Here is a 26,229-nt window from a genome sequence, read left to right on the forward strand (position 1 = left end):
CGAACGACAACGGGAAAAAAGCTTACATATGTACCGCACCTTCGAAGCCATACCTCCTTTTGTCGCTCAGCACCCGGCGCCGGAGATCGACGCCGGGCGCTTTATTACCTTGGGGGTAACGGGGCCCTCGAAGGACCGGGTTGAAGTTCCCCGGTACTTGCAGGTGCGATCTCCCCGGTCTCTCGACGAGACAGTTCGATCAGTTTCTGATTACGTTCGATCGTCAACTCGATACCCAGCGACTCCAACGCTTCGCTGTAGGCGCTACTGGCGATGTCCGGATGGTCGTCCTCCAGCCGATTGTTCTTCTCGGCAGCGTTCTTTTCCAGCGCCTGGAATTCCAGTGGATACTTTTCCTTGAGGTATTGGACCCAGTAAGGGCGGCTGATCAGTTCTTCATAAAAGAGATCGGATTTCTCTGCCCTTTGCACCGCGTCGATCGCATCGGCCAGGGTCTTGCCGGTGATCGGCCGGCCGAATGCCATGTTGTTGGGCTGCCCTGGCAACTCCAGCGCGTCCTTGAGGCCGATCCGGTATTCCAGTCGCGCTTCCGCCGCATCATGACGATGCGCCGGTGCCTTGGCCGCCAACTCTTCGACCCGGTCCAGGCGAAACAACTGCCGGGATAACTTCAACAATGCAGCCCCCTTCTGCTCCAGATTCGCCGGATCGATGTCGAGCAAAGCATTGTGCTCGTACACCTTGATCTCGAGCCCGCTGAAGGTGAGGATTCGACCATCGACACAAGTGCCATGGGTATTGGACAGGCCGAACAGGGTTTGCCTGAGTTCTGTATCGCTGGCCGCTGCATTGAGCACATTCCAGACCCGGCGAGTCAGGTCGGCGCGAGCAACCCGGAACTCCTGGGTGTCCTGCAAACGCATCAGCAAGTGAAAGAATGCTTCATGATCCGGCTCGGCTTCCAATTGATCCCACAACGCCTGGCGCTCTACCAGCGCTTCAGGCTCAATCGTCTCGAACCAGGGTTCGCGCAGCTCCGACATGAACGGTTGTTCGGACAAATCCTCATCCGGTTCGACGCTTTCGGGCGCGCTGTCGCTGTCGATATCACTGTCGAGGTTTTCGATCATCAGATCGATATCCGCATTGGGAAGTCCCAGCGCGCCACTACGCCCGTGGCGCCGGGCGTAATCCCTGAGTCGCTCCAGGCTGTCCCGGGACAAATCAAAGTTGTCGGATACGTCGATGCCGGACATCAACAGGTCATGGCTGCCATCAAGGGCTTCGGTAGGAATCGAGGTGAGGTCGTTGCTGCTCAGGTTCAGGTTTCGAAGGCGTGTGATGCGCAGTGCGCCTTCCGGCCAGGCCGTTAAGCGGTTATTGCGCAGATCAAGCGCTTCAAGTTGCGGGAGTCGAGTGGCGTCGAAGGCTTCGAGGAGGTTGAAGCCCAGGTCCAGGTATCGCAACCGTTCATTCGCGGCCAGTGAACGATACAGCGTCTGCGGATCGGCAATGTCATTAGCGGACAGTTCCAACCGCTCCAACGTGCTCATGCCTTGGACGGACTCAGGCAATGCCTGCAAGTCGTTGCCGTTGAGCACCAGTGTACGCAACTCGCCGAAGGCCCGCAGAAAACCGTTGGAACCCTGCTCGGACAGTCGCGTGCCGGTGAGGTCCAGGGTCTCGACATGGGGAAACGTGATTGCCAGTTCAGGGAGATCACCCAGCTGCAGCCCATTGAGATCGAGTTCTTCCACTGTAGTGCCATCAACCAGCAAGCCCTTGCGCCAGCACCCCATGATGCGCTGGGCAGCCAGATGACGATTATGTGCTGACTGTATCCAGCCAGGGCCACGGGTCTCGCGAATGTACAACCAGTCATTCAGCTGGCGGGTCAACACTTCGTGCGTCCTGTTCCAGCCATCGATGCGCTCGTGAAGCTGCACATCCGTCGTGCCCTTCACGCGCATTTGCTCGATCCATTGCCCTGGCTCGTCCGCGTTGAGCGAAGGGCACAAACGGCGCAGGCGCTGTTCCAGCGATTGGGGAATTTCGGCGGTTTCGGCGGGCAGCAACGGCAGCAGATAATAGCTGAGCGAAATACCGTTTTCTGTCGGCGGGAAGTTTTCCGGTACCGCTTGCCGGGCAAACCGGCTCAACGTGCCGCTTGCAAGGCCACTGGCCTGTTCAATACGCCGCTGCGCCACGGTCAAAGCCGTCTGCGCTTCCGGGGTCAGGGGTACGTCAGTCAGATTGGCACTGATCACCACCGAGTCCCTGGACAGCGCCGTTGGCGGGATCTTGGTGATCCGGGTGTCACGCAAGTCCAGCCAGGTCAGTTGCGCCAGGTCCTCCGCGCCCGCGGGCCAGGCTTGCAGTTCCGTTCCCCTCAGGTCCAGCGACTGGAGGCGACTCAGGTCGCCGACGTCCAGGTGGGTTAAAGGGCTATTGCGCAGGTTCAGGTGTTCAAGTGCGGTTAAATCCCCGGTGGCCAGAGGGAGTTCGGTCAAGCCACTGCTGCTCAGGTCAAGGGTTGTAAGGCCACTGAACCCACGAACGAACTCAAGTAGCGGTGCGACGGGGGACTGCAACCACGTCAGGCGCAGTGTTTGCACGTGGGCGAAGCCCTCCGCGGGCAGTCGTGGAAAGGGGTCCATTTGCCAGAACGGCAGCTCAAGCTCCGTGGAGTGGACACTGCGGGCATACATTGCGTCCAGGTTTGCCAACCCGGTGGTCGAGCCGTAACGTTGAAACAAACCATTACGCCAACAGGTTCTCAGGGAGACCGCCTTCGACTGCCTCGCTGTCCGGGCCATGCTTGCCATATTGTCCGAGGCCTCAAGCTCCCATGCTGACGGCGTCTGCGTCCATTCAGTCAGTGTTTGTTCAAGCTCCTCGTGCTGCGAACTCAAGGCCTCGATGGCATCGAACCTCGCCTGAGCGCCTTGCCATTGTTCGGCGAACTTGTTGTACAGGACATCAAAGTTGTACCCGCTGACTCGAAGGAGTTCGCCCTTGCAATAATCACTGACCATTTCCTCCGCATCGATCAAATGCGTTGGCAAACTGCTGATGTATTCATAAACCGGCTTGAACACGTCACGGGGGAACTTCGACCAGTCCAACGATAACCCGGCCAATAATTTTTCATGCCGTTTGATTCCGGCAGGCAACTTGTCAATCCCGGTTCGCCTGAGGTTCAAACGCTCAAGCCGTGGTAGCTCAAGCAGGCCAGTAGGCCACTCGGTCAGTCGTGGTTCGATCACTTCCAACCTGCGCAGGTTTGAAAAAGCTCTGAAATCAAAGGCCGCGTTGTCGAAGCCCTCTCCGAAATGGCCGGTACTCACCAGGTTAAGTTCTTCCAGGCGCGTCAACCGACTCAGATTCGATAGCAGCTCTGCAGTGGGCGATGCCGATATATGCAAACTGGCAAGCCGTTGCATGCCGCTTATCACCTCGAACAAGGCAGCGCTTTCGTCTGAACGCACAACCAATTGCAGCTTTTCCACGTTGGTGAACTGCTTGAGCAACTCATTGGGACCGGACGCCATCAACGTCAGGTCACGCACATGGGAGAAATCGGCGGTGATCGGTGGCAACGAACCGAGATGGATAATCTCAAGCCTGGCAAGGCTGGGGTCATCATCGACCAGCGGCGCGTTTCGCCAGGACGCCTTGATGTTCTCCACGACTGTCCGCCCGCCGAACAATGAGTTATCCACGCCGCCAGACGAAGGGTGCAGCCACTGGTCAAGGGTCGACTCGAGGGTTTGCCATTCGCTCAATCGCGCCTGGAGATGACCATAAATTTGCGCGTCGGTCTGGCCTGCTCGCCGTAGTTTGAGGAGATAGCCGTTGGCTTGCTGATCCGTCAGTCCCGGGTACACATTCTGTACCCGTGTCACCAGATGAGCGTCCATGCCTGGACCATCGCCACTGGCAAGGTAACCCATCCGGCCATCTTTCAATCGCGTCGGCGGCATACTCTTCGCAGGTTTCCCCCCGTGCTGCTCCAGCCGCCATGCCAACTCCGTGCGATGTTCCATTGCATAGTCGATGATTGCACGGCGCAATGCCCGGTTCTGGCCGGTTTCAGGAACGCCCAGTGCCCGCCGGGCCTCATCGGGCAAGGCGTGCATGAGCGCCTCAAAAAAATTGTCACCGTATCGAGGCAGGCTGTTCAGTGTTTCCCCCCGGTCGTTGAAGGCCTGATAGTAAGGCCCCTTCTTGACCAGGTACTTGCGGCTCGCGGCGGTCTCGCTGCCAATGGCTTCGAGCAAGGGCCCCTCGACGTGGCCTTCGCGAATCTCCAGGCGTACGTGATCCGACCAACCGGGAAGTTTCGCCAATGCTTGCAGCGCCAGGCGTCGACTGTCGGCCGAGCCCATGTGCTCCATGTGCAATCCGGTGTAGGCACGGCTCAGGCGCCCTTGCTGGACATGCCACCGGGCTTGCTCCTGCAGAGTTAACGGAACACGGCCTGTCGTATGCAACTGAGTGAGCTGTTCGGCGTTCGCCTGCGCCAGCACCGTTTGCGCGGCAGCATGGCTCAGCCCCGGGTGGAGCCTTTGCAGTTTCGCGACATCGGGGGCCGGCGTCGCCATCCCTTGATAGAGGTTCTCGAACAGCGTCGGCCGGCGAGTCCGTGCGAAGTCGGCGAGTTGCTTTCTGAGCTCGCCCGGCCTCGTTGCACGAACCCGAGCGGGCTCACCGCCCAGCAACCCGACAATCTCGGACTCGTTCAATGCGGCCAAAACACGATCGGGCAACTCGCCGTTCAAGACATCTGCCCGGCTGATGCGGATTGGGGGTTTACTTTTGGCGCCGGCCAACAGACGCTCGGCACCGTATTTGACCGAAGGCCCGGTCAATCCCTGTTCCTCGAACACCTGCAACACACGGCCCGTCGGCCAGCGTGGCAGCTCGGTCACCAAGGGCAACACACTCAGGTAACGCGCATCGATGGACTCCCCTGTCGCCAGCTGTCGAATCGTCGGCTCGACATTGCGCTCGGCGTCAAACAGTTGCAGGGTATCGACCCATTCAGGGGGAGGCGGCAAGTTGTCCATGTGTATCTTGCGCAAGACGTTGTCACTGACCCCGCTGATATCGGCGATGTTGATCAGTTGCTGATCGGAGAACGCTTCCGTGACATGGCCCATGCGCCGCAGTAGCGTCAAGCGATCCCAGGTCAACGGACGCTCCAGCGTATGCCGCCATGCGCCCGCCCCGTTATGACTGAGTAGGGGCCGGTAAGCCTGGGGGTCGTCAGGATGCTTGATCCGCCAGCGATTGAGCGACTCGTCCCAGGTGGTCTCATACACCTTGCCTGCTTGCCGGATGTAGGTCCTGCCATCCAGTTGATGCTGCCCTTGTGCGTTGGGGCCGCCGCTGCCCTCCAGATCGACCGGACTCTCATAACGGCCAAGATCCGGCTTCCACAACCGGGCCTTGCCATCGGCTCCCGTGACGGGTTCCAGGCGCTCGATCAGCGGCTCGGCCTTGACTGCCGTCAACTTGGCCAGGCCTTTGCCGGCACCCGCCATCACCGCCAGCAAGGCGAGGTTCTCGGCCACATCGACCAAATGCGCCTTGGCCGCCTTGCGATCACCCTCCCCCCATTCGACCGCCCCTTCCAGGGTTTCCTCCAACAGTTGCCCGGCCATCACTCCCATCATGACTTCGCCCAACACCGGGACGAACATGGAAACGCCCGTCAGCACGAGCATGCCGATGTTGAGCAGCCCGGAGAACTTTTCCGACCGCACCCGGGCGTCCACATCCGCCGTGGGCACGGCATGGCTGCGGGCATCGGCAAGGACTTTGTCGCGATGCTGCTCGAACAGGTAGGGCCACAGATCAATGTTCTCGGTCCAGACAGCAGCCCCTTTGCGAGGAATACCGCCCGGTGCAAGAAACGGGTCGGGCTCAGGTCGTTTCGGGGACGGGGCTGCGGGGGGAAGCTCTTTGATCCCATTGAAAATGCTGAATGGATTAATGCCATTAAGCCCCTCATTCAACAGGGGCACATAGGGCGCCAGGCTTTGACTGACCGAAGCCCCCTTGGCATCGACGGTAAATTGATTGAAATAGTAGGCGCGGTCGGCATAGGCGACGAACTGGCTAAAAAAACGCTGGTAGGCCGTCGGGCTGGGGTCGTCTGGCGCATAGCCGTCGCGTGCGGTGAATTGCTGTTTGAACTGCGCCTCCAACTCGGAATAGGTGTATCGCTTCAGGGGATGGTGAGGATCATTGGGGATATACAGAATCAACTCATCCGTATAGCGATACTTTTCGCAGATCGAAAAAAATACGCAGCCGGTCATGCGGTGTTTCATCAGGACCAAGTCGCAAAACCAGACCTCTTTATTACCTTGACGCGGATGGATCTCTCCTTCGATCACCGCCAGGAGCATGGTGTAGTCCCCGGGCTCGATGTCCTTTTTCAACAGCGCCATTTCAGCTGCTGCCCGCAAGGCAGTTTTCTGCGCCGCGATGAAGGTGTCACGAAAAACGCGGTCCGCCACTGCGTCCGCCGGGTGGAGATAATCCTTGAGGTAGGTCTGATATTTCGCACCGATATCCAGCGACCGACACAGCCCGGTGAATTGCTGGACCGTCAGTGCGGGCGTGGCGGCTTCGAAGGTTCCCGGGATCGATGTCTCAAGCAGAAAACCGGACGATTCGTGAAAGGCACCCGGCAGGCATTCCCAGGCTTCGAAGTTGTGCAAGGCCGCTTGCAGCAATGGCAGTTTCAGGACTTCGAAGCTGCCGACGTCGATGGCGAAAATCCCCACTTCCACTGCCTTCCTGAGTACGAGGAAGGTTTTGTTGACGTCGAGTTGCACATTGAACTGTTTCTTCAATGCGTTGATCAGCAGCGGCGCGGCGAAGGTGTCGATGTCCTGCAATGCCGACATGGCCTTGTCCAATCGGGTCTGCGCGGAAAAGCTGGCGACGACACTGTCGTTCAAGGCCTTGCGTTGCTGTGGCGAGGCGCGCTGATACCCATCAGGCATTGGCGCATCGCTTGTCTTGATCTGTTGCCGGCGTTGCGGTGTTGCGTCAGTCAGCCAATCGGGTATGGCCTGTTCCAGCAGCTTGCTGTGGACACTGTGTGAAACCAGAGGTGAGGTATCGGACATGATGTCGCTCCTTTTGAAATGGAGCGCCAGCACACCATGTCCGGTGGTTTCATCTGCGGTACATATCTACCTTCTCACCCCGGTATTGTCACCGAGGGTCAGGGTCAGAAAGGTGTTTCAACCTTGCTCAACTTTGCTCGATCCATCGCTTGTTGCGTCAATTGTTTGAGCAACATTTCCCGTTCGGTTTTGATCGCAAGGTATTGCTGCGTGAATTCGTCATCGGTCATGACCCGCCCCGGAGCAAAATCGCTTTCCGGTTTGCCGAGTTCAAAGGCCAATATCCTGATCTGCGTTTTCAGCCGGTCCTTATCCTCAGGCGGCAAGTCCGAACCGGCAGCCCGTTCATCCAGCGCCGTTTTGTACTCATAAAGTGCGTTCATCCGCCGATCGAACTGTTTGAAACGGACCCGGTTGGTGCCTTCCACCCAGGTCTTCCAGAAAGGCTGTTGGGCGATCGAGTCTCGCAACAGATCGCCTTCTTCCAATGCCAGTACCCTCATACGTGCATTCTCAATCATCGGACGGGTCACGCCGGCAATATTGCGAAACTGCATGGTGCGAGCCTGCCAGGGCAAGTCGAGGCCATTTTCCACCTCGGGCCCGGCCAGTTCGGTGGTAAACGCCAGGTGGACTTCAACAACATCGATGGATCCCGCCACATCATCGTTGCCACCCATTCCGCGAATCTGTTCGCCTGTGGCGATGCGCTCGGCGATATGGTGCTCGGCGATTCGCTCGAGCTCGTCCAGACGGGACTTGCCCTTGGCCAGACTGATCAGCTCGGCTTCGATCAAGCCGGGATTGGCCAACCCATACGCTTCGTGAACAAGGACTTTCATGCCCAGGACGTTGAACAGCTGCGTCGCACCATCGACACACTGTGTTCGCGCCACGGCCTCGGCAAAGATCGTCGTGCGCAATTCACTGTCCTCTTCCATGGCTTTCAACATGCGCCAGACCTTGGCTGTCAGATCCCGGCGATACAGGCCGCCAGCCTTGAAATCGGCCGATTGGGTCAGCCGCCGGATTTCATCGAAAAAGTGCTCGGAGTTATATTCATCCTCCACCGAATCCCAGATAGCTTGCCGGGCTTGCCATTGAACAGGCATCCCCTCCGCCCATTGAGCGCTGTCCAAAGTGCCTCTTGGCAGATAAGGACGATCGGGGTCCAGGCCAACCGACTCGGTATAACGTCTGAGGGTGTCCAGGTTTTCCGTGGAGATCCATTCGGGGTCGCGACTGAGCAGGGTGCGCGCCAGCAACTCCGCACGGAACGAACCGGGCGCCACATCCGGTATTTGGCTGATGGGATTGCGCCGAAGATCCAGGTAAAGGTTACGCGGCCGAGGTTGAGCAAACAGGCCGGTTGGCCAACCATCGATACCGGTATTGTCCAGAATCAACATATGCAGCTCGGGCATCCGGCCGATATCCGGCAGCAACCGCAAAGGGTTGCCCCTCAATCCCAGTGCCCCGAGCCTGGTCAAGCCTTTGAGGTCGGCCACCGCTTGATGGGTAAGCTCGATCCGGTTGTCGCTCAGATGCAGGTCCTCGAGATAGGGCATTTCAGCGATCACCGGTGGCAAGCCGGTGAACAGGTTCGCGCTGAGGTCCAGCGCGCGTAGTTGGCGGAAGGGTTTCAGAAAGTGCGTCTGGTTCGTCAGCACGCCGGCGTTGCGCATGCTCAACCGGGTGACGTGATCGAAATTGGCGGTCAGCCTCGGCAGCGTCGCGAGGTGATGGCCCATCGCGTAAGCATCCAGATTGAGCATCTGCGGATGGTCAATGCCGGGGACTTCGAGCCCCGCAGGGCCGGTCCGTTGCCAGCACTGTCTAAGGGTTGCATGAAGCTCTTTTCTGGTCTGAATTTCCCGGAAGGCCGATCGCCTGCCCGGTACCGTCGGCGCAGAGTTCACCCAACGCTTGAGCGACAGCTCCAATTGATCGAACTCAGCTTCCAGGGCCTTGAGACGTTCGGAAGCGTTTTCCCCAAAACCGGCGAGCAGGTCGTCCAGCTGCACGTCAGATAAAGCTGGATAGAGCCAACTCATGCGTTCACGCGGGGTATGCCGCCCCGTTTGACGCGAATACCCCGGGCCGCCGCCACGCAGGCGCATGGTTTGTGGGTCGTAGGCCGGTTTGCGAATCGGATGCTGATCCAGCACCGAAGCGAAGCGCTCATGGCTCAGCGGTGAGCGCTGAAGTGCCTGCTTAAGTTGGTCACCCTGATAAATTTCAAATCCGAGGGCCCTGCGTTCGACGTCCGGCAAGGCGTGCAGCAAAGCACCATAGAAATCATCGGCACCATGCAGGTGCAACCCTTGCCCGTCCCGTGCGTGGTAACGGCCAGTCTCATCGATAAACAGGACTTTGCGGATCGGCGCATCCTCAGGACCGACGCTGGCCAGTCGTTCACCCGTGAAGGAAAACCCGCGGATTTCGATGCGCACACCGGGCGACCAACCGGGCATGGCGGCCATCGAAGCCAACGCCAAACGACGTGTATCAGCGTCTTCCAGCGATTCCAGATAGAGGCCTTCATAGGCGCGGCTCAACCGCACGCGGGCCTGCGCGGCCTGCCCACGCTCGCGCAAGCTCAGGGAAACACGGCGCTTTTGCGACAGATGAAGTAGCTCCTCGGGGCTGGCATCCCGTAACAGACCTTCAGCCACCACCACGGGCATGCGGGGAAACTCGTCACGCAGCAACAAAACATTGGGATCGCTGGAGTCGTCCTGTTCCTTGTAAAGGGTTTCAAACACACGCTGGTGATTGCGTTCGGCCTGTTTGGCCAGCCGGTTTCGCAACTCGTTTACACGCACCTGCCTGTCGCTTGAAACGCCCTGGCCAAGCAGTTCGTGGATCTCTTGTTCACTTGAATGCTCGATCACCCGTTCAGGTAAAAGCCCTGCTCGCAGTTCGGCCCGGGTCAGTTTGATCAGTCGTTCCGGCTTGAGATCAGCATGTGCGAAACGGTAAGACCTGCCCTCCAGGGTTGGACCGTCGAACAGTGCGATACCACGGGACTCGGGCCAGCGAGGCAACTCGATCATGAACGCAGGTACGAGGTTTTCCAGCGCTTGTGGAATCCGCCCGGCCAGCATCTGTCGCCCAAGCTCACCGGCCTGTGCATAAACCTTGAACCGTTCAAGCGCGTCGAACAGCACCGCAGGCGGTACTTCATGCTCGACATGCATCCGGCGCAACGCGTTTTCATCCATGCCACTGACGGTCAGAATATGCTCGAGGGATTCATCGGACAGCGTATCCGTGGCCGCCCCCAATCGTCTCAACACGCGAGTCTTGTCCCATTCCAAAGGCCGATCGATTTCAGTTTTCCAACTGCCGGCATCGTTATGCCCGACAGGGGGCTGATAGGCGTCCGGCCGCTCCGGATGCATCAGGCGATGTAAGCCGGTTTCCGGATCCTGCGTCACCACGTAATGCCGGTCATCGAGCCGCAGGACCTGCTTACCGTCATGTTGATACAGGCCCAGCTCATTGGTTTGTGGGGTTGGCGGCAAGACCTCCGGGTGCTCGTAGGGCGACAGGTCCGGGTTCCAGAGTCGCTCCTTGCCACCGACTTCTATGGGCTTGAGGTTTTCGACGAAGGGCGAAAGGGCGACAGGCACCCGGGGCACGACATGCCCCGCCCCCATCAAGGTGAACTGCGCAAAATTGATCAACACACCATTGATGTAGGTTGACGCCTCTTCTTTATCGCCCTTGCTCCAGTCTTCAACGCCTTCGGCCAGTTCCGCCAGCATCTGCGCCACCATGATGCCCAGCACCACTTCATTCAATCCCGGCACCAACATCGCCGCGAAGGTGAAAACGTTCCAGCCAATGTCCAGATAACTGATCAAACGTTTCCAGCGAGCGGCGGCATCCTCATCGCCGGTTGGCACGGCAATGCAGCGCGCATCGCGAATGATCTTGTCCCGTCGCTCCTGGTATAACGTGACCCAAAGGTCATTGGCGATCAGATTGGTAATGGGTTCGGCGTTGGGGTTTTCGATGGCGGTTTCGCGCCACCAGGGTCCCATGTCCAGTGGCTGTCGCTGTTGCCACTTGATGGTCTTGAGGCGTTCGTTGACCCGCGCAAAAAAATGGCCTTTGTCCTTTTGCGCCACGAACCGGCTGAAAAATGCCTGGTACCGGTCGTCGCGCAGCTGGCTGATCAACGTCTTCATGAACTCGGTCAAGGAGGCATACTCCTTGAGCGGATGGTCAGGGTCGTCGGGGACATAGGCGATCAATGGGCCGGTCAACCGGCTCTGATTGTAGATGTCGTCAGTGCGCAGCATCTGGTCTTGGACACCGGTAGGTCCATTGGCGAAAAAGGCCTGTACCAGTTTGAATTGGTCATACGCGTTACCGGATAGAAACGGAACCCGCCGAGACCAGTCAATCCAGAACTTCAGACTGTCGGGGGTCAACGCTTCGATTGCCTTCTTCACAGCCCAAGGCTCACTCAGCGCACTGAAGAGCACGATCGATGTCAGCCGAAAGCCCATCAGTGACAACCGGTGGCTGAACAGTGGCAAGCCATGGAACCTGAGGCCTGTTTTTCCTTCAGCGAAGCCCAGCATCTGGTAATACGCATCAACGCTGATGTCGCCTTTCAGGCGGGCGATAAAAGCCGAGGACTTGAACGCTGCTTTTTCACTGGCAATCGAGCGCTCCTGCAGCGTGCGCCGGGCGAAAGGATCGGTTGGCATCAGCCGGGACTTGATATGCGTTTGATACTGCGCGCCAATGTCCAGCCTGCGGCACAGGTTGGCGAACCTCGCCGGTGTAATGGCATGCATCCGCTGCGGACTGCCCCGGGCGTCGTTGCGCAGAACACTGGAGCCGCTCCTGAACGCCCCCTCCTGTGTTTCCGCCTCTTCAAAATTATGCAGCGCCGCGGCGAGTAGTGAACTGCGGCGGATATGCGTGGCACCGGTATTGATGCCGAAGATCAGGGTGTCCGGAACTTCGAGCACCAGTGACAGTGCTTCGGGATCTTCGTAGTTATTAAAGTTCGCCTGCAATGAAGTTTTGAGCAACGGTTTGGCAAAGGCATCAATGTCGGTTTGCAGGTCAACCAGCAACTCATCGAGTTCGCCCTGCAAACGCCAACGTTCGTCGATCAGCGCTTTCAAACGCTGCCGATGGCTTGCGGGTAACTTGATATACCAGTCCGGCATTTCTGCCTTGAGCTTCAACATGGACTCAAGCGTGGCGGGCGATGCGTTTTTTATCGCAGAGGGAATGGCATTGGTTACACGTAGCTCATGAACACCCGGATTGCTTCCTTGCAATTCAGACATGGTTCAAACCTTAAAATGAATAGTGAAGCCAATAGACTATTCATGCGTCAGCAAAACAAAAGTCTGAAAAGTTGTTAATTAAACAGGGAAGAGAACGCTGACCGTTCGAATAACAAGCGCGTAAAAATACATAGTTACTCCCTGATAAATCCCAGTTGTGCAGCGTGTCACTGTGGGAACCTTGTAGGCGCTGTCGAGTGAAACGAGGCTGCGATCTTTTGACTTCCCGCCGAACCTTGCAAAGACCAAAAGATCGCAGCCTCGTTTCACTCCACAGCTCCTATGGGACTAACAACCGCCCCAACCGCTGCTTGAGCATCCGGTTCTCCGCCCGCAACTGCTGGACCTCTTCAAGCAGGTCCAGCGCCAGGGCGACGCCTTCCCAGTCCAGTTCCAGATCGTGGCGCAGCTTGGCGGCGCGCTTGGCCAGGGCCAGTTCGTAATCGGTGAAGCGCCAATCCTTGGGCACGGCGCCCTGAGGTTCGAGGATGCCGTGCTCGACGATTTCGATCACGTAGACGTCCGACAGGTCGGTCGCTTCGCAGAATTCTGCCAGGTCCAGTTGAACGATCAGGGGACTGCTCATGGTCAGTTTCTCCTTGGTTCCAATCAGAAGTTCTCTCTCGGGTCGAACGCGGCTTTCTTCGCCAGTTCCTGCCACAGGGCCTTGATGTCATCGTCGGATTTTTTCGGCATGACGGCCTTCAGTTGCACGAACAGGTAACCACGTTCACCCGACTTGTTAAGCAAACCGTGGCCCTTGGCGCGCATGCGCTGGCCGTTCTGGCTGCCGGCCGGGACCTTGAGGTTGATCTTGCCGGTCAGGGTCGGCACCGCGACTTCAGTGCCCAGCGCCAGCTCCCACGGTGCCAGCGGCAGCGTGATGATCAGGTTCTCGCCTTCGACATCGAATTTCGGGTGCGGCGCAAAACGGATCGTCAGGTACAGATCGCCGTTGGCGCCACCACCGGTACCCGGTGCACCCTGGCCCTTGAGGCGGATGCGCTCGCCGTCGCTGACGCCGGCGGGGATTTTCACATTCAGGCTTTTAGGGGTGTTGCTGACGTGCTGGCCGGCCGCGTTGTAGTGCGGTACCTGAAAGGTGACCTTCTTCGATTCGTTCGACAGGGTTTCCTCAAGGAATACCCCCAGTTCCATTTCCACGTCCTGCCCTCGACGCCCGGTGCTGCGACGCGACTGTCCGCCACCACCAAAGCCGGGGCCACGGTTACCGAAGATCGAACTGAAGAAATCCGAAAAGTCGCCACTGTCCTGACCACCGCCGAAACCGCCACGGCTCTGCCAGCCCGGCGGTCCCTGGAACGGTTGGCCATGCTGGCCATAACGGCGCAGGTCGTCGTATTCGGCGCGCTTGTCGGCGCTTTTCAGCGCTTCATAGGCTTCCGAGGCGTCCTTGAACTTGGCTTCGGCGTCCTTTTCCTTGCTGACGTCGGGGTGGTATTTGCGCGCCAGCTTGCGATAGGCGGCCTTGATCGCCTTGTCGTCTGCTGTCGGCTCCACGCCGAGAATCTTGTAATAGTCTTTGAAGTCCATCGCGGGAATCACCATCCGTTATCGAAATCGCGCCACCTGCCACAGCATGCGCCTGTTTGCGGCGCAGCCGTTGACCGATCTCAAGGTTGTGACCGGGCAGCGCGTCAGAAGTTTATCGGCAGCGTGCAGGGCGACTTGCGCTCGCCCCGGGGCTGGCCGGTTGATGCAGGGTAGTTTGGGGGTGATGGCACGTCTTTCAAGCGTTGAACGGCAAGATTTAGCGGATAACCGGCCTTCGATTCTGTGCCGCACTGGCATACACTGCGCGGCCGTTTTTTAACCGGAACCCGAAAGACATGAAAAACGCCTCTCCAGCCCGTGCCGTCGGCATCGACTTTGGCACGTCCAACTCCACCGTCGGCTGGCTGCGCCCCGGCATGGAAACGCTGATTGCGCTGGAGGATGACAAGATCACCCTGCCCTCGGTGGTCTTCTTCAACCTCGAAGAACGCCGCCCGGTGTATGGCCGACTGGCGCTGCACGAGTACCTGGAAGGTTACGAAGGCCGCCTGATGCGCTCGCTCAAGAGCCTGCTGGGTTCCAAGCTGATCAAGCACGACACCAGTGTTCTCGGCACAGCCATGCCGTTCAAGGACCTGCTCGGGCTGTTCATCGGCCAGCTCAAGAGCCGTGCCGAAGCCGCCGCCGGTCGGGAATTCGAGCAAGTGGTGCTCGGTCGCCCGGTGTTTTTCGTCGATGAAGACCCGGTCGCCGACAAAGAAGCCGAAGACACCCTGGTGGAAGTCGCGCGCAAGATCGGCTTCAAGGACGTGTCCTTCCAGTTCGAACCGATTGCTGCCGCGTTCGACTATGAATCGACCATCGAAAAGGAAGAGTTGGTGCTGATCGTCGACATCGGCGGGGGTACATCCGACTTCTCGCTGGTGCGTCTGTCCCCCGAGCGTCGGGGTGTGGATAACCGTCAGGAAGACATCCTGGCCACTGGCGGCGTGCACATCGGCGGTACCGATTTCGACAAGCAATTGAGCCTTCAGGGCCTGATGCCGCTGTTCGGCTACGGCAGCCGGATGAAGAGTGGCGCCTACATGCCCACCAGCCACCACATGAACCTGGCGACCTGGCACACCATCAACTCGGTGTACTCACAGAAGTCGCAACTGGCGTTGGGCAGCATGCGCTACGACATCGAAGACACCGGCGGCATCGATCGCCTGTTCAAGCTGATCGAACAGCGCGCCGGGCACTGGCTGGCCATGCTGACCGAAGAAACCAAGATCGAGCTGACCCATGTCGATAGCCGCATCGTCCCGCTGGATCGCATCGAAGCCGGTTTGAGCGTTGAATTGACCCGGGCGCTGTTCGAGTCGGCCATCGACAACTTGCTGGAGCGCGTGCGCAACAGCGTCAGCCAATTGCTGAACCAGGCTGGCGTGCAGGTCGGTCAGGTGGACACCGTATTCTTCACCGGTGGTTCCAGCGGTATTCCGGCGTTGCGCAACAGTGTTTCAGCCATGCTGCCGAATGCACGGCATGTGGAAGGGAATATCTTTGGCAGCATCGGTAGCGGTTTGGCCATTGAAGCGGCCAAGCGCTATGGCTGAGAAGCAGTTTTGAGCTTCAAGCTGCAAGCTACAAGTAAGAGCAAATGACACACCGTGCTCGCTCTTGTTTTTACTTGAAGCTTGAAGCTTGCCGCTGCTCCTAAACCATCCCCACCTGCTTCAACTCACTTTTCAGGTACGCGTAATAAATCGGCCCCGCCACCACCCCCGGCAGGCCGAACGCGGCTTCGAACACCAGCATCGCCAACAGCAACTCCCACGACTTGGCACTGATCTGCCCGCCGACGATGCGCGCGTTGAGGAAGTATTCGAGCTTGTGGATCACAATCAGGTAACCCAGCGCAGCGATGGCGACCCAGATCGACAACGACAGGCCGACGATGGTGATCAGGGTGTTCGACATCAGGTTGCCGATCACTGGCAACAGGCCAAGCAGGAACGTCAGGACGATCAGGGTCTTGGTCAGCGGCAGCTTGATACCGAACATCGGCAGCACCACGGCCAGGAAGATCCCGGTGAAGAAGGTGTTGAGCAGGGAAATCTTGATCTGCGCGAACACGATGTTGCGGAAGGCCTGGACCAGCAGGTGCAGGCGATCGAACAGGGCCGCGGCCAACGGTTTGCGTTTGGTCAGGTCGGGAATGCGCTGCAAGGCAATGATCGCCCCCAGCACCATGCCGATCAGCAGCGTCACGAACATGTGCGCCGCGTCCTTGCCGACCAGTTGCAAGTCACTGAGGTGTTTGCTGATCCACTCGCCAATCGCCACACGAAACTCGGCGGCACTGGCCGGCAGGTAGGCATCGATGAAGGGTGGCAGTTGCCCGCGAGCGCGGTCGACCACGCCCATGAATTTATCGAGCGAGGCGCCGGGGTTTTCCGCCTCGTGCAGCAGAAAGCTGATGGCACCGGCAAAGATCAGCGTCAACACGCTGACAATCAAAGTCCCTAGCAATGCCACCGCGAGCCAGCGCGCACGTCGACCTTCGATCAACCGCTGCAACTGCGGGGTGAGCATGTTGACCAGTTCGAACACCAGCAACCCGGCCAGCAAGCTGGGCAGAAGCCGCAGCGGAATCACCAGCAGCAATCCGCCGAAAATGATGACCCAGCTGATGACCAGCAAAACTTGACGTTGAGAAAACGTTGGCATACAGCCTCAAAACGAACGGCGTAAAAGGATTGGCAGTCTGCCAGCGTTCCGGTGTCAGCACTAGGGATTGTGTGGGGCGACCTTGGTCGGGGGCAGTTTGGTTTTTTGTAGTGCCTTTACCGGCCTCTTCGCGAGCAGGCTCGCTCCCACGTTCTGTGTTCACCGTTCCATTGTGGGAGCGAGCCTGCTCGCGAAGGGGCCCTCACAACCGCCACAGCATCCGCGTTGATGCTTATTTTTTCTTCAGGCAATCACTCATGAACGCCTTGCGCTCATCCCCTTTCAGGGCTTTGGTGGCCGCATCGGCATTACAGGTCTTCATCTTTTCCTGCTGCGGGGTCAAGGCTTTGCCGGCGTCGTTGGCGGCAGGTGTCGCCTTGAGGCAATTGCTCATGAAGGCTTTGCGCTCATCGCCCTTGAGGCTTTTGGCGGAAGCGTCGGCGTTGCAGGTGGTCATCTTGTTCTGTTGTTCAGTGGCGGCGAAACCTTGGGAGCAAAGCAGCAAACCGATCATCAACACAGGGACACGCAACATCTTCATGGAGTTTTCTCCTTGTTGCCGCACCGAGGGGAGCGGCCTTGCCCTGGAGTGTAGACAAAGCCTGTTACACCTTCCTGCTCTCCAGATGGCTGCGTCGATACTGCTCCGGTGTGCATCCAGCCTGACGCTGGAACATCGCGATAAACGCCGAGCCTGTGCTGTAACCCAGGTCAAAGGCGATGTCCTGAATGCTGCGCTGGTTATCCAGAGCTTCGATGGCTGCGAGAAACCGCAGGCGCTGGCGCCATTCGCCGAAACTCATGCCCAGTTCGCGGACAAACTGCCGCGCCAGGGTGCGCTCGCTCACATGGATGAGTGCTGCCCAATCCGCCAGCAGGCGGTTATCCCCGGGCTCGTTTTGCAGGGCTTCGAGAATACCGAGCAGTCCGGCACTGCTGGCGTAGGGCAGGTAGCACTCATGCACCGGAGCCTGTTTCAACTGATCCACCAACACCTGGGCCAGACGCTGATCCGCATCCCGCTCGGGAATTTTCACGTCACGGGCGGCGAAATCCTTGAGGATGGCTTTGAGAATATCGCTGATGGCCAAGGTGCAGGCTTGCGCTGGCAAATCACGACAAAGCGCCGGCGCGAGGCAGACTGCACGGTAGTTGATCGGCTGGTTGCTGTAGAAACTGTGCTCGGTCTCGGGCGGCACCCACACCGCGTATTGTGGCGGCGACATGAAGCGGCCACCGCCGATTTCCATGTGCAGTACGCCATGGGCCGAATACTCCAGCGTGCCCCACGGGTGCTGGTGAGCCGACGCAAAACGGTGCGCATCGAAATCGGCATAGCGGAAGTACACCGGGGCCGGCAGTTCGCTGAAATCAAGCAGGTCGATGTGTTGACTGGTCATGCTGTCCGGAATCAGGGGCGGGTTGTCTGGATCGAAGTATAGGGCTGTATCCAGACAAGGGATAATCAACGCTCATTAACGTTCTGGTTGTTCCCGATGCAATACGCTTACCCCCTGCTGGCCATTTTTATCTGGGCCGGCAACACCGTGATCACGAAAATGTCGGCCGGGGCGATTTTCCCCGCCGAGATCGGCTTTTATCGCTGGCTGCTCGCCGGACTGCTGTTCACGCCCTTCATGCTCAAACCGGTGATCACCCACTGGCCGGCCATTCGCCCGAACCTGGGCAAGATCTTCATCCTCGGCGTGCTCGGCATGGCGGTCTATCAAAGCCTGGCGTACTTCGCCGCGGCCCTGACCTCGGCCACCAACATGGGCATCATTCTGTCGCTGATGCCCTTGATGTCCCTGGCCATGGCGATCATCAGCCTCGGCCAGCGCCTGACCGCCGGCGCACTGGCGGGTGCGGTGCTGTCGTTTTTCGGCGTATTGGTCGTTGTCTCTTCCGGCAGCCTCGACGTGCTGCTGGAGCACGGCGTTAACCTGGGGGACGCGATGATGTTGGTCGCCACACTGGCCTACGCGGTCTACAGCACACTGCTGAAAAAATGGCAGCTAAAACTGCCGCCATTGGTGTTGCTGTATCTGCAGGTGCTGGTGGCTGTGTTGGTGCTGTTTCCTCTGTTCCTCGCCTCACCGAAAATCGGTCCGACCCTGCAGAACATTCCGTTGGTGTTGTACGCCTGCCTGTTGGCCTCGATGGTGGCGCCATTGGCGTGGATGCAGGCCGTCGTACGTCTGGGACCAAGCCGGACCACGCTGTTTTTCAATTTGCTGCCGGTGATGACTGCGCTGATTGCCGCGATGGTGCTGCATGAGCAGTTGGCGATGTATCACCTGGTGGGTGGGATGCTGACCTTGGGTGGAGTGATTCTTTCCGAGCGTTGGACCACGGTGTTGAGCCGCAAGGTCAGCGTCGCCTGAACTGACGTATTCGCGAGCAGGCTCGCTCCCACAGGGGGAATGCATTTCAAATGTGGGAGCGAGCCTGCTCGCGAAGAAGATCACGCGGTCTAAAGTCCTGCCGCTTTGAGTCGTGCCGCATGCTCGACAAACAACCGCACCGGCTCGGCTCCCTTCCCCACCAACCCCAACGACTGATTGACGATATCAAAGTGATCCAGCGGATACTCATCGCCAATCACCGTTCCCAGGTGCGAGCTGTAGCGCCCAACCATCCCGTCGCAATGCCCGGCTTCGCGCACGAAGGTCCTAGCGAACAGCCGACAACTGCGATTGGTGCCATCGAGCAGGTTGCACCCGCGATCGGTCTTGCCCGGTTGCAAGGTGCCGGACCACGAGTAATAGCGCACGCCATTCACTTCTTCCGGCCCATGCCCACCCCAAGTCTCGGGCAACCCCTGTGGATAACGTTGATTGAACAGCGCAACGCCTGAAGTGGTCAGTGAATGGTGGGACGCATGGATATCCACCGGTAGCTTCGGTCCGCGATATCCGGTTTCCAGCAGGCTCATCAATGCCCCGACGATGCGAACCAAAAATGTCAGCAATCGCCCCTTAACGCTGTCGTGGGGATAGTGTTTGTGCAGGTAATCGGCCAGCTCTGAACCATGGTTGGGCCCCGCCACAGACGTTACCGACGCCACTCGATCCGGTCGCATGGCGGCGGCATAACGGGCTGTCAGCGCACCCTGGCTGTGGCCGATCAGGTTGACCTTCCCGGACCTGGTTTCGTGCAGGATTTCTTCGATCCGGGCCAGCAACTGCTCACCCCGTACTTCGCATGAGTTGAGTGGCGAGACCTGCACCGCGAACACCTGCGCACCGCCCTGGCGCAACGCCGGAATGATGCCGTACCAGTACGGATAGAGCAGTAGCCGGACAAACCCGAGCATTCCCGGGACCAGCACCAACGGATAACGCGTGGCCGAACCTTGCGACATGGGCGGACATCCTTGTGGTCGAAAGCTGATGCAAGGCGCGATGCAAGACATCCGCCAAACTACGCCAGCGAAGATGACAACTCGACGACCAGTCTATGACATCCGCTCTGCATCAGCGCTTACTTCAACCCCACCACCCCCGCCACGATCAACCCGACCGACACCAATTTGACCGCGGTCAGGCTTTCGCCCAGTAACGCAAACCCGAGAAATACCGTGCCCAGCGAACCGATGGCCGTCCAGATCGGGTAGGCGATGCTCACCGGTAACTCACGCATCGCCAGCGTCAGGAAGTACACCCCGCCCACTGCCGCTACCACCGTGATCAACGACGGCCACAGCCGGGTAAAGCCCTCGGCGTACTTCATGCCCATGGCGAAGGTGACCTCGAACCCGGCGGCGATCAGCAAAAACAGCCAGGCCATTTAGAACTCCCTGGCCAGCGCGATCAGACGCTGTTCGGCCTCGGCGGCGGACACCGCGAACGTGCGAGCCTCGGATTCTTCGCCTTCGGCAGCGACTACCGTGACGTCCGTGATACCGATAAAGCCCAATGCAGTGCGCAGAAGTGGATCGGCATGATTCATGGCTTCCAGTTCGCCTCCCGGACCGAAGCCAAACCCACCACGGCTGGTGACGATCAGCGCCTTTTTACCGTGCACCAGCGGCTCGTACTGGGCCACACCGTTGTCCAGGATGTGGTTAAAGGTGAGCCCGAGACGCACGATCTGATCGATCCAGGCTTTCAAGCCGCTGGGGACACTGAAGTTGTGCATTGGCGTGGAAATCACCAGCAAATCATGGCCCAGCAACTCGCCCACCAGCTCATCACTGAACGCCAGATCGGCTTGCATCGACAGTGGCCTGGCTTCGGGCTCCGGATAAAACGCGGCAGCAACGAATGCTTCGTTCACTGGTGGAATCAATGCCCGCCCGACTTCGCGACGGGTCAGTTGCGCGTTTGGATTACGCGCCTGCAAAGCCGAAAGAAACACTTCGGCCAAACGCCGGGAGTGCGAACGTTCACCGCGTGGGCTGGCATGAACAGCAAGAATTTTACTCATCTGAATCTCCTCAAGGACTAAACTCAAACCACTTGTGGCTTGCAGCTTCAAGCTTGAAGCTGCACCTCTTCAACTGAGCAAAAATCAGTCTGGATGAATCCATTTCATCCATGGAGTCTTCAATGTTCGCTTCGTTGCCGCTGACCGCCCTGCGCGCCTTTGAATCCGCCTCGCGCCTGCTGAGCTTCAAGGCTGCCGCCGAAGAACTGTCGGTAACCCCGACGGCGGTATCCCATCAGATCCGCTCACTGGAAACCTGGCTCGGCGTGCCGCTGTTTGAGCGTTTGCCACGCCAGGTACGGCTGACCGACTGCGGCGAACGCCTGTTCCACAGCCTGCACGGCGCGTTTCTGGAAGTGGCGCAAAGCGTCGACACCCTGCGCCCGCAACGCAGCGGCACGAACCTGACGATCTCCACCACCGCCGCCTTCGCTGCCCTGTGGCTGGTGCCGCGACTGGGCCGCTTCTACGCCCGCCATCCGAACATCAGCGTGCGACTCGACACCCATTGCGAGGTCATCGACCTGCACCAGGACGCCAGCGTCGATCTGGTGCTGCGCTATAGCCTCGATGACTACCCGAACCTGTATGGCCAGTGCCTGTTCGACGAAACCTTCGGCGTCTATGGCTCACCGGAACAGGTGGCCCTGGCCGCAACTCGTACACCGACGCTGATCAGCGTGCGCTGGCACAACTCCAAACTCTATGCCCACGGGTGGGAAGCCTGGTGCGCACAGTCCGGCGAAACCTGGCTGGCCGGCCAGCCCGCCGTGCGCGAATACGATGAAGAGCACTACGCCTTGCAAGCGGCGATTGCCGGGCAAGGCCTGGTGCTGGCGAGCAATATTCTGGTGTCCGAGAGTGTGGGCAGTGGGTTGCTGATGCCCTATCGAGGAGAGGTGCAGGTGGATGGCGCGGGTTACAGCGCACTGTGTGTACCTGGGCGCGAGCGGCATCCACCGGTTCGAGCGTTTTTTGCGTGGTTGCATGAGGAGGCGTCGATGTCCGGGCAGGTCTTGCGTTAATCGATTCAGGCTAAATCCATGCCTTGCATGCGACTGGTAACAAGTTCGGAAAACGAAAGTTTAATTTAAACGAAAAGTACGCCACCACTTCAAACAACGCATAACCTCTTTCAAAGAGAAAGCCAGAACCTCAAGTTACAATAATTCAATGTACTTTTATCTGCATGAAACTAATCTAACGACACAACCATATGGTTGCTTAAATAGTCAAGTAAAGGAATACAATCATGCTACTAGAACAACGACTTGAATTTATTGAATCTTTGGCACCACTACCATCAATTATTACACCCCGGACATTTGGCGATATTCCCGACCAGCAGCCACACGACATCGACAAGCCAACCGCCAGTGTAATGCCCGGGACAATAGACGCATTTCTTCCTGGTGTTTCTGAGCAAACCATGGATGACGTGAATCTTTGCAAACTGGTGATGCAAAACGCTGCTTCCAAACTCTACCCTGAAGACGCCCAGTTATTTGAATGGTACAAATACTACGTAGAGGGGCTGAAAAAATTGGGCTGGATTATTCAAAACAAAAACATGCAAGAGGTCACCATCCAAAGAGTTGGCTTGACGATGGACCAAGTTGCCCTGGAAGTTGCCAAGGGACTGATCGGGGCAAATGCCGCTCAAGTTCTGGCAAACGTCGGAAAACAAGCTGTTGATGCCGTGCAAAAAAACCCTCAGGCCATCGAAATCTTCAATCGTGGATCCCAACTTGGCAAGCAGGCAAAATTCGATATCGCCCCAGTATGGGTCGATAATAACGCGCAAGCAAATATGGTCCTCAACTGTATATCCCTCGATGCACGTGAAAGCACACGCGGTATTCTGTTCTGGAAATCCACACGCCAATCAACCGTCATAAAAACCGGGGCGGTGCGAACCTACCTCGATAATAAAGTGTTTGCCAGCCTGCGCATGGCGATGTATGAAAAATACAGTGAAGTCGGTAAAAAATTCATTAACGAGCTTCCCGACTTCTAAGATTGGTTAACGTTTGGATCGGAAAACCCTGCCGATCCAAACAAACTTTTCACACATGCAGAGCACTCACTATTATGGGAACATCCTTACCCGACATTTATCTGATAAACGGAAACATAACCATTTTCTGCGGCGTACACACCGAGGCGTTCAAAAAAGACATTCTGAACTCCAGCTTGCTCGGCGAACTCGCATCAATTTCAAAACACTCGGATAGCCGGGAGATGTTGTGGTCTGGCTATGTAGAGACTGTTGGAAAAATAGGCTGGATTACCAACAGCCGGGAATTCAAGCGCCATGAGTTTTCTACAACAAGCCTTTGGAGAGTTATCGAATCAAGCGCGGGAGACTCGCTGACAAAGGAGGAAAAACACGAGTTACTCAACGCCTTTTTGCAACTGAAAAAGCCAGGCAGCCAATCACCGGCTATCAAATCCATCGTCGATAAACTTAAAGGTAATACGTTTATTGCCGACGGCGAATCCAATACCACCGAAGCAACGAAAGCATCGATTGCCACGTCAATCCGGCTGACCATTGTTCGCAGTAATGCAAGCATCATAACCTTGCAAGTGGTATTCAAAACGAACAATGGCATCAGCATCGATATTCTTGACCAACCCATTCTCAACGCCATCTCGGACGGAAAACCCAATACATGGCTGTTGGTAAGTTCATTGGATGCACGTCAATACGACAATCTCAGAGCGACAGTCATCAAGAAAATCGGCAACCACATCAACACTGACATACTGCACGTCCCAACACCTGGCCGTTTGCCTTGAACAACCCGCCGGACTTCATGTTTGAACGCTTTCGGAGTTCAGCTTCACAAGCGTTCAAACTTTTCCCGAATACGTCTCAATTTTTCACCGTCTTCGGCGCCTTGCCCGCCTTCATCTGTTCCAGTAACGGCGCACATTGATTCGGCTCCCCTCCACTTGGCGCCACCAAGGCCAGCAACCCGGCTGCCGGTGCTGCAATCACCCCCAGCGCAACCATCCCGGCCCCGCGCAACATCAGGGGCACGGCCTTTACCCCCGCGTCGGGCTTGATGAACTTACCGCGCACGTACAGCGGTGAACGCAACGAAATCAAACGCCATCCCTTGGACTCCGGGGTAATGGTCAGATCCAGTTGTTCGGTCGCCATATTTGCCGTGCCATCGATATATACGATCGCGTTCTCGGTATCGAAGACGAACAACCGTGTGGTGGCCAGACCGGTCTTGATGTCGAAGTCGGCGGCCGCGCAGTTGATCTTCACTTCCTTGTCGCCAAATATCTTGCCCATCACGTAGTTGCCGACGTTCAACCCGGCCAGTTCCATCAATTCGCGACTGATGGCGCCATCGTTGATCAACATTTTCAGATTGCCGTTGGCACTCCCCAGTAACCTGACCACGGAGTTGCCACGACCGGTAATGTCAGCATCGCCGTTGAGCTCGCCGAAACTGGTTTTCATGGGTTCAAAGGTCGGGAACAACTGTTTGAGCTTGAAACCGCGTGCGGTGAGTTTTGCACTGCCCTCCAGGGGCTCCGTGCGACCGTTCAATCGAATCAGCGCATCCAGCTTGCCACCCGCCACGCCAAATCGCAGCGGTTCAAGGCTGAGCACCCCATCGGTGAGTACCAGATGCGTGTAGAGATCGTTGAATGGCAGTTTTTCGCTGTGGACGATTCGTTTGCCGGTGAACTCGACATCGGCGTCCATATCGCGCCAGCGTTCGGTCTTGAACTCTTCGACCGGCAGTACTTTATCCGCCGGCTGCTTGCTCTCGCCGCCACGGGCCTTTTGTTTGGCATTGGAGTCGGCGCCGATCAACGGAGCCAGGTCGGCAAACAGCACTTGATTGGACAGCAATGACCCGCTGAGCTTGGGTCGCGGCTGGCTGGCGACGTAACTCAAGTTGCCATGGATATCGCTGTCGCCGATCTTGCCGTTGAACGCCTCATAACGGAACACCGCCCCTGCGGGCTCATGCAGCTTGGCGATCAGGTGACCGTCGGTGGCGTACGGCGGCGTATCGGGCAGGGTCACGCCCGTCAGTGGATAGAGGTTGCCCAGGCTGGTACCGACCAGCTTCAAGCGCAGGTCCAGGGCGCCGAGGTTCATCGGGTCGGTCAGGGTGCCGGCCAGTTCGACATGGGTGTCGGCGATCTGCACTTGCGCTTGCAATGGAAACGGTCGGGCCGCGTCCTGGAGGGCCAGCAGGCCGCCAATCTTGCCTTGGCCCGCCAGTTTCTGGCCGTGATATTGCCCTTTGACCTTCAGGCCAAACGCGTAGTCCTGCGGTGCCGCGCCCTTCTCTTGTGCGGTTTTCGCGGCTTTGTCGCCGACGATCTCGCTGAACGGAATCGGTTTGCCAAGCGGATCGATCAACAGGTCCAGCTGCGTTTTCAGGTTCTGGTCGTCGAGAGTGACATGGCCCTTGTCGAAGCCGATAGCACCGATGTCTACCACCCAGGGCGAAGGTTCGGCGTTAGGATCCTTTGGGTCGAACTTGAACGTCCAATTGGCGCGACCGTCGGCCAAACGTTGCAGCTCAGCATTGGGCTCAGTGAGATCGATGCGCGGAATCACCACACGTCGCGCCAATAAGGCCAAGGGCGAAATCCGCAGTTCCACGCGCTTGAGCGTGACCATCTGCGCAGCCTTCGACCAGTCCGGGTTGCCCAGGCTCAGGTCTTCGGCCACCACATGCGGCCAAGGCACCCAGGCACGCCAGCCGCCCTCATCGAGTTCGCGTCGCCAGACGACCGACAGGTTGCCGTTGATGGCGAACGCTCGGTGCAACTCTTCGGATACCTTGGCATTAAGCGGTGGTTTGATCCGGTTCCAATCGAAGAACACGATGATCAGTACCAGCGCCGCCAGCAGTACAACGAGGCAACTGAAGGTCGAGGCGAGAATCTTGTGAGTGCGCGTCATTGCACAGGGCTCCTGATACGACTGAGCGCCCCGACCGCGACGCACATGAGAAACGCTGGGCCAGAACCGGCCCCATATGGAATCTACGACTGGAAAACAGTTCGCAGGTTTAATCGAAATGCCGATTTTGCCGCAATCACACGCTCGTTTGATGCTTTTCCTTAGCATCCCGCGTTACCGCACCCGCACTTTTGCGCGG

Annotated in this window: 16 protein-coding genes; 5 read left to right on the forward strand and 11 right to left on the reverse strand. The window is 58.0% G+C overall.

Going from position 1 to position 26,229, the window contains the following annotated elements; all coding sequences use genetic code 11:
* Positions 1-104: 104 nt before the first annotated feature.
* The 4 genes from ACSFE6_RS06810 to ACSFE6_RS06825 all read right to left on the reverse strand — a co-directional run bounded on the left by ACSFE6_RS06810 (position 105) and on the right by ACSFE6_RS06825 (position 13,978).
* Positions 105-7,106, reverse strand: coding sequence for an NEL-type E3 ubiquitin ligase domain-containing protein (locus tag ACSFE6_RS06810; RefSeq protein ID WP_435426879.1), 7,002 nt, complete (start codon positions 7,104-7,106; stop codon positions 105-107).
* Between the two features lie 104 nt (positions 7,107-7,210).
* On the reverse strand, positions 7,211-12,424 hold the full coding sequence (locus ACSFE6_RS06815; RefSeq protein ID WP_435426880.1) for a dermonecrotic toxin domain-containing protein: 5,214 nt from the start codon (positions 12,422-12,424) through the stop codon (positions 7,211-7,213).
* A 280-nt stretch (positions 12,425-12,704) separates the two neighbouring features.
* Complete coding sequence (locus ACSFE6_RS06820; RefSeq protein WP_435426881.1) at positions 12,705-13,010, reverse strand: chaperone modulator CbpM; 306 nt, start codon at positions 13,008-13,010, stop codon at positions 12,705-12,707.
* Positions 13,011-13,033: 23 nt separating this feature from the next.
* Positions 13,034-13,978 (reverse strand): DnaJ C-terminal domain-containing protein, encoded by a 945-nt coding sequence (locus ACSFE6_RS06825; RefSeq protein WP_435426882.1) that lies wholly within the window; start codon positions 13,976-13,978, stop codon positions 13,034-13,036.
* A 296-nt stretch (positions 13,979-14,274) separates the two neighbouring features.
* Between ACSFE6_RS06825 and ACSFE6_RS06830 the strand changes: the two genes are divergently transcribed.
* Positions 14,275-15,540 carry an Hsp70 family protein gene (locus ACSFE6_RS06830; RefSeq protein ID WP_435426883.1) on the forward strand — a complete coding sequence of 422 codons (1,266 nt, stop codon included), beginning with the start codon at positions 14,275-14,277 and terminating at the stop codon, positions 15,538-15,540.
* A 100-nt stretch (positions 15,541-15,640) separates the two neighbouring features.
* On the opposite strand, the gene ACSFE6_RS06835 is transcribed toward ACSFE6_RS06830, so the two are convergent.
* From ACSFE6_RS06835 to ACSFE6_RS06845, 3 genes are all read right to left on the reverse strand, one after another.
* The gene (locus ACSFE6_RS06835) at positions 15,641-16,654 is read right to left on the reverse strand and encodes an AI-2E family transporter (RefSeq protein ID WP_419712257.1); all 1,014 of its coding nucleotides are present in this window, start codon (positions 16,652-16,654) and stop codon (positions 15,641-15,643) included.
* A 232-nt stretch (positions 16,655-16,886) separates the two neighbouring features.
* Positions 16,887-17,195 (reverse strand): PsiF family protein, encoded by a 309-nt coding sequence (locus tag ACSFE6_RS06840; RefSeq protein WP_435426884.1) that lies wholly within the window; start codon positions 17,193-17,195, stop codon positions 16,887-16,889.
* A gap of 64 nt (positions 17,196-17,259) precedes the next feature.
* Entirely contained in the window at positions 17,260-18,054 is a 795-nt protein-coding gene (locus ACSFE6_RS06845) for an AraC family transcriptional regulator (RefSeq protein WP_435426885.1), read from the reverse strand.
* Positions 18,055-18,150: 96 nt separating this feature from the next.
* On the opposite strand from ACSFE6_RS06845, the gene ACSFE6_RS06850 reads away from it, so the two are divergent.
* Entirely contained in the window at positions 18,151-19,038 is an 888-nt protein-coding gene (locus tag ACSFE6_RS06850; protein ID WP_435426886.1) for a DMT family transporter, read from the forward strand.
* An 89-nt stretch (positions 19,039-19,127) separates the two neighbouring features.
* On the opposite strand, the gene ACSFE6_RS06855 is transcribed toward ACSFE6_RS06850, so the two are convergent.
* The 3 genes from ACSFE6_RS06855 to ACSFE6_RS06865 all read right to left on the reverse strand — a co-directional run bounded on the left by ACSFE6_RS06855 (position 19,128) and on the right by ACSFE6_RS06865 (position 21,082).
* Positions 19,128-20,018 (reverse strand): lipase family alpha/beta hydrolase, encoded by an 891-nt coding sequence (locus tag ACSFE6_RS06855; protein WP_435426887.1) that lies wholly within the window; start codon positions 20,016-20,018, stop codon positions 19,128-19,130.
* A gap of 119 nt (positions 20,019-20,137) precedes the next feature.
* Positions 20,138-20,443, reverse strand: a complete 306-nt coding sequence (locus ACSFE6_RS06860; RefSeq protein WP_435426888.1) for a DMT family transporter — start codon at positions 20,441-20,443, stop codon at positions 20,138-20,140.
* A complete protein-coding gene (locus ACSFE6_RS06865) occupies positions 20,444-21,082 on the reverse strand; it encodes an FMN-dependent NADH-azoreductase (protein ID WP_435426889.1) in 639 nt (212 codons plus the stop codon).
* 110 nt (positions 21,083-21,192) lie between these two features.
* Here ACSFE6_RS06865 and ACSFE6_RS06870 point away from each other — a divergent pair, with 110 nt between their 5' ends.
* From ACSFE6_RS06870 to ACSFE6_RS06880, 3 genes are all read left to right on the forward strand, one after another.
* The gene (locus ACSFE6_RS06870; protein ID WP_435426890.1) at positions 21,193-22,107 is read left to right on the forward strand and encodes a LysR substrate-binding domain-containing protein; all 915 of its coding nucleotides are present in this window, start codon (positions 21,193-21,195) and stop codon (positions 22,105-22,107) included.
* A gap of 227 nt (positions 22,108-22,334) precedes the next feature.
* Positions 22,335-23,099, forward strand: a complete 765-nt coding sequence (locus tag ACSFE6_RS06875) for a hypothetical protein (RefSeq protein ID WP_435426891.1) — start codon at positions 22,335-22,337, stop codon at positions 23,097-23,099.
* Positions 23,100-23,173: 74 nt separating this feature from the next.
* Positions 23,174-23,884: a hypothetical protein gene (locus tag ACSFE6_RS06880; RefSeq protein ID WP_435426892.1), complete on the forward strand. Its 711-nt coding sequence runs from the start codon at positions 23,174-23,176 to the stop codon at positions 23,882-23,884.
* 76 nt (positions 23,885-23,960) lie between these two features.
* Here the strand turns inward: ACSFE6_RS06880 and ACSFE6_RS06885 are convergent, their stop codons facing one another.
* On the reverse strand, positions 23,961-26,030 hold the full coding sequence (locus tag ACSFE6_RS06885; protein ID WP_435426893.1) for an AsmA family protein: 2,070 nt from the start codon (positions 26,028-26,030) through the stop codon (positions 23,961-23,963).
* Between the last annotated feature and the right edge of the window lie 199 nt (positions 26,031-26,229).

Origin of the sequence: Pseudomonas baetica, assembly GCF_051216495.1 — a bacterium.
Classification (GTDB): domain Bacteria; phylum Pseudomonadota; class Gammaproteobacteria; order Pseudomonadales; family Pseudomonadaceae; genus Aquipseudomonas; species Aquipseudomonas baetica_B.

Coding starts and splice junctions, on each gene's coding strand:
- ACSFE6_RS06810 (WP_435426879.1), bottom strand. CDS start 7,106: ATGTCCGATACCTCACCTCTGGTTTCACACAGTGTCCACAGCAAGCTG.
- ACSFE6_RS06815 (WP_435426880.1), bottom strand. CDS start 12,424: ATGTCTGAATTGCAAGGAAGCAATCCGGGTGTTCATGAGCTACGTGTA.
- ACSFE6_RS06820 (WP_435426881.1), bottom strand. CDS start 13,010: ATGAGCAGTCCCCTGATCGTTCAACTGGACCTGGCAGAATTCTGCGAA.
- ACSFE6_RS06825 (WP_435426882.1), bottom strand. CDS start 13,978: ATGGACTTCAAAGACTATTACAAGATTCTCGGCGTGGAGCCGACAGCA.
- ACSFE6_RS06830 (WP_435426883.1), top strand. CDS start 14,275: ATGAAAAACGCCTCTCCAGCCCGTGCCGTCGGCATCGACTTTGGCACG.
- ACSFE6_RS06835 (WP_419712257.1), bottom strand. CDS start 16,654: ATGCCAACGTTTTCTCAACGTCAAGTTTTGCTGGTCATCAGCTGGGTC.
- ACSFE6_RS06840 (WP_435426884.1), bottom strand. CDS start 17,195: ATGAAGATGTTGCGTGTCCCTGTGTTGATGATCGGTTTGCTGCTTTGC.
- ACSFE6_RS06845 (WP_435426885.1), bottom strand. CDS start 18,054: ATGACCAGTCAACACATCGACCTGCTTGATTTCAGCGAACTGCCGGCC.
- ACSFE6_RS06850 (WP_435426886.1), top strand. CDS start 18,151: ATGCAATACGCTTACCCCCTGCTGGCCATTTTTATCTGGGCCGGCAAC.
- ACSFE6_RS06855 (WP_435426887.1), bottom strand. CDS start 20,018: ATGTCGCAAGGTTCGGCCACGCGTTATCCGTTGGTGCTGGTCCCGGGA.
- ACSFE6_RS06860 (WP_435426888.1), bottom strand. CDS start 20,443: ATGGCCTGGCTGTTTTTGCTGATCGCCGCCGGGTTCGAGGTCACCTTC.
- ACSFE6_RS06865 (WP_435426889.1), bottom strand. CDS start 21,082: ATGAGTAAAATTCTTGCTGTTCATGCCAGCCCACGCGGTGAACGTTCG.
- ACSFE6_RS06870 (WP_435426890.1), top strand. CDS start 21,193: ATGGAGTCTTCAATGTTCGCTTCGTTGCCGCTGACCGCCCTGCGCGCC.
- ACSFE6_RS06875 (WP_435426891.1), top strand. CDS start 22,335: ATGCTACTAGAACAACGACTTGAATTTATTGAATCTTTGGCACCACTA.
- ACSFE6_RS06880 (WP_435426892.1), top strand. CDS start 23,174: ATGGGAACATCCTTACCCGACATTTATCTGATAAACGGAAACATAACC.
- ACSFE6_RS06885 (WP_435426893.1), bottom strand. CDS start 26,030: ATGACGCGCACTCACAAGATTCTCGCCTCGACCTTCAGTTGCCTCGTT.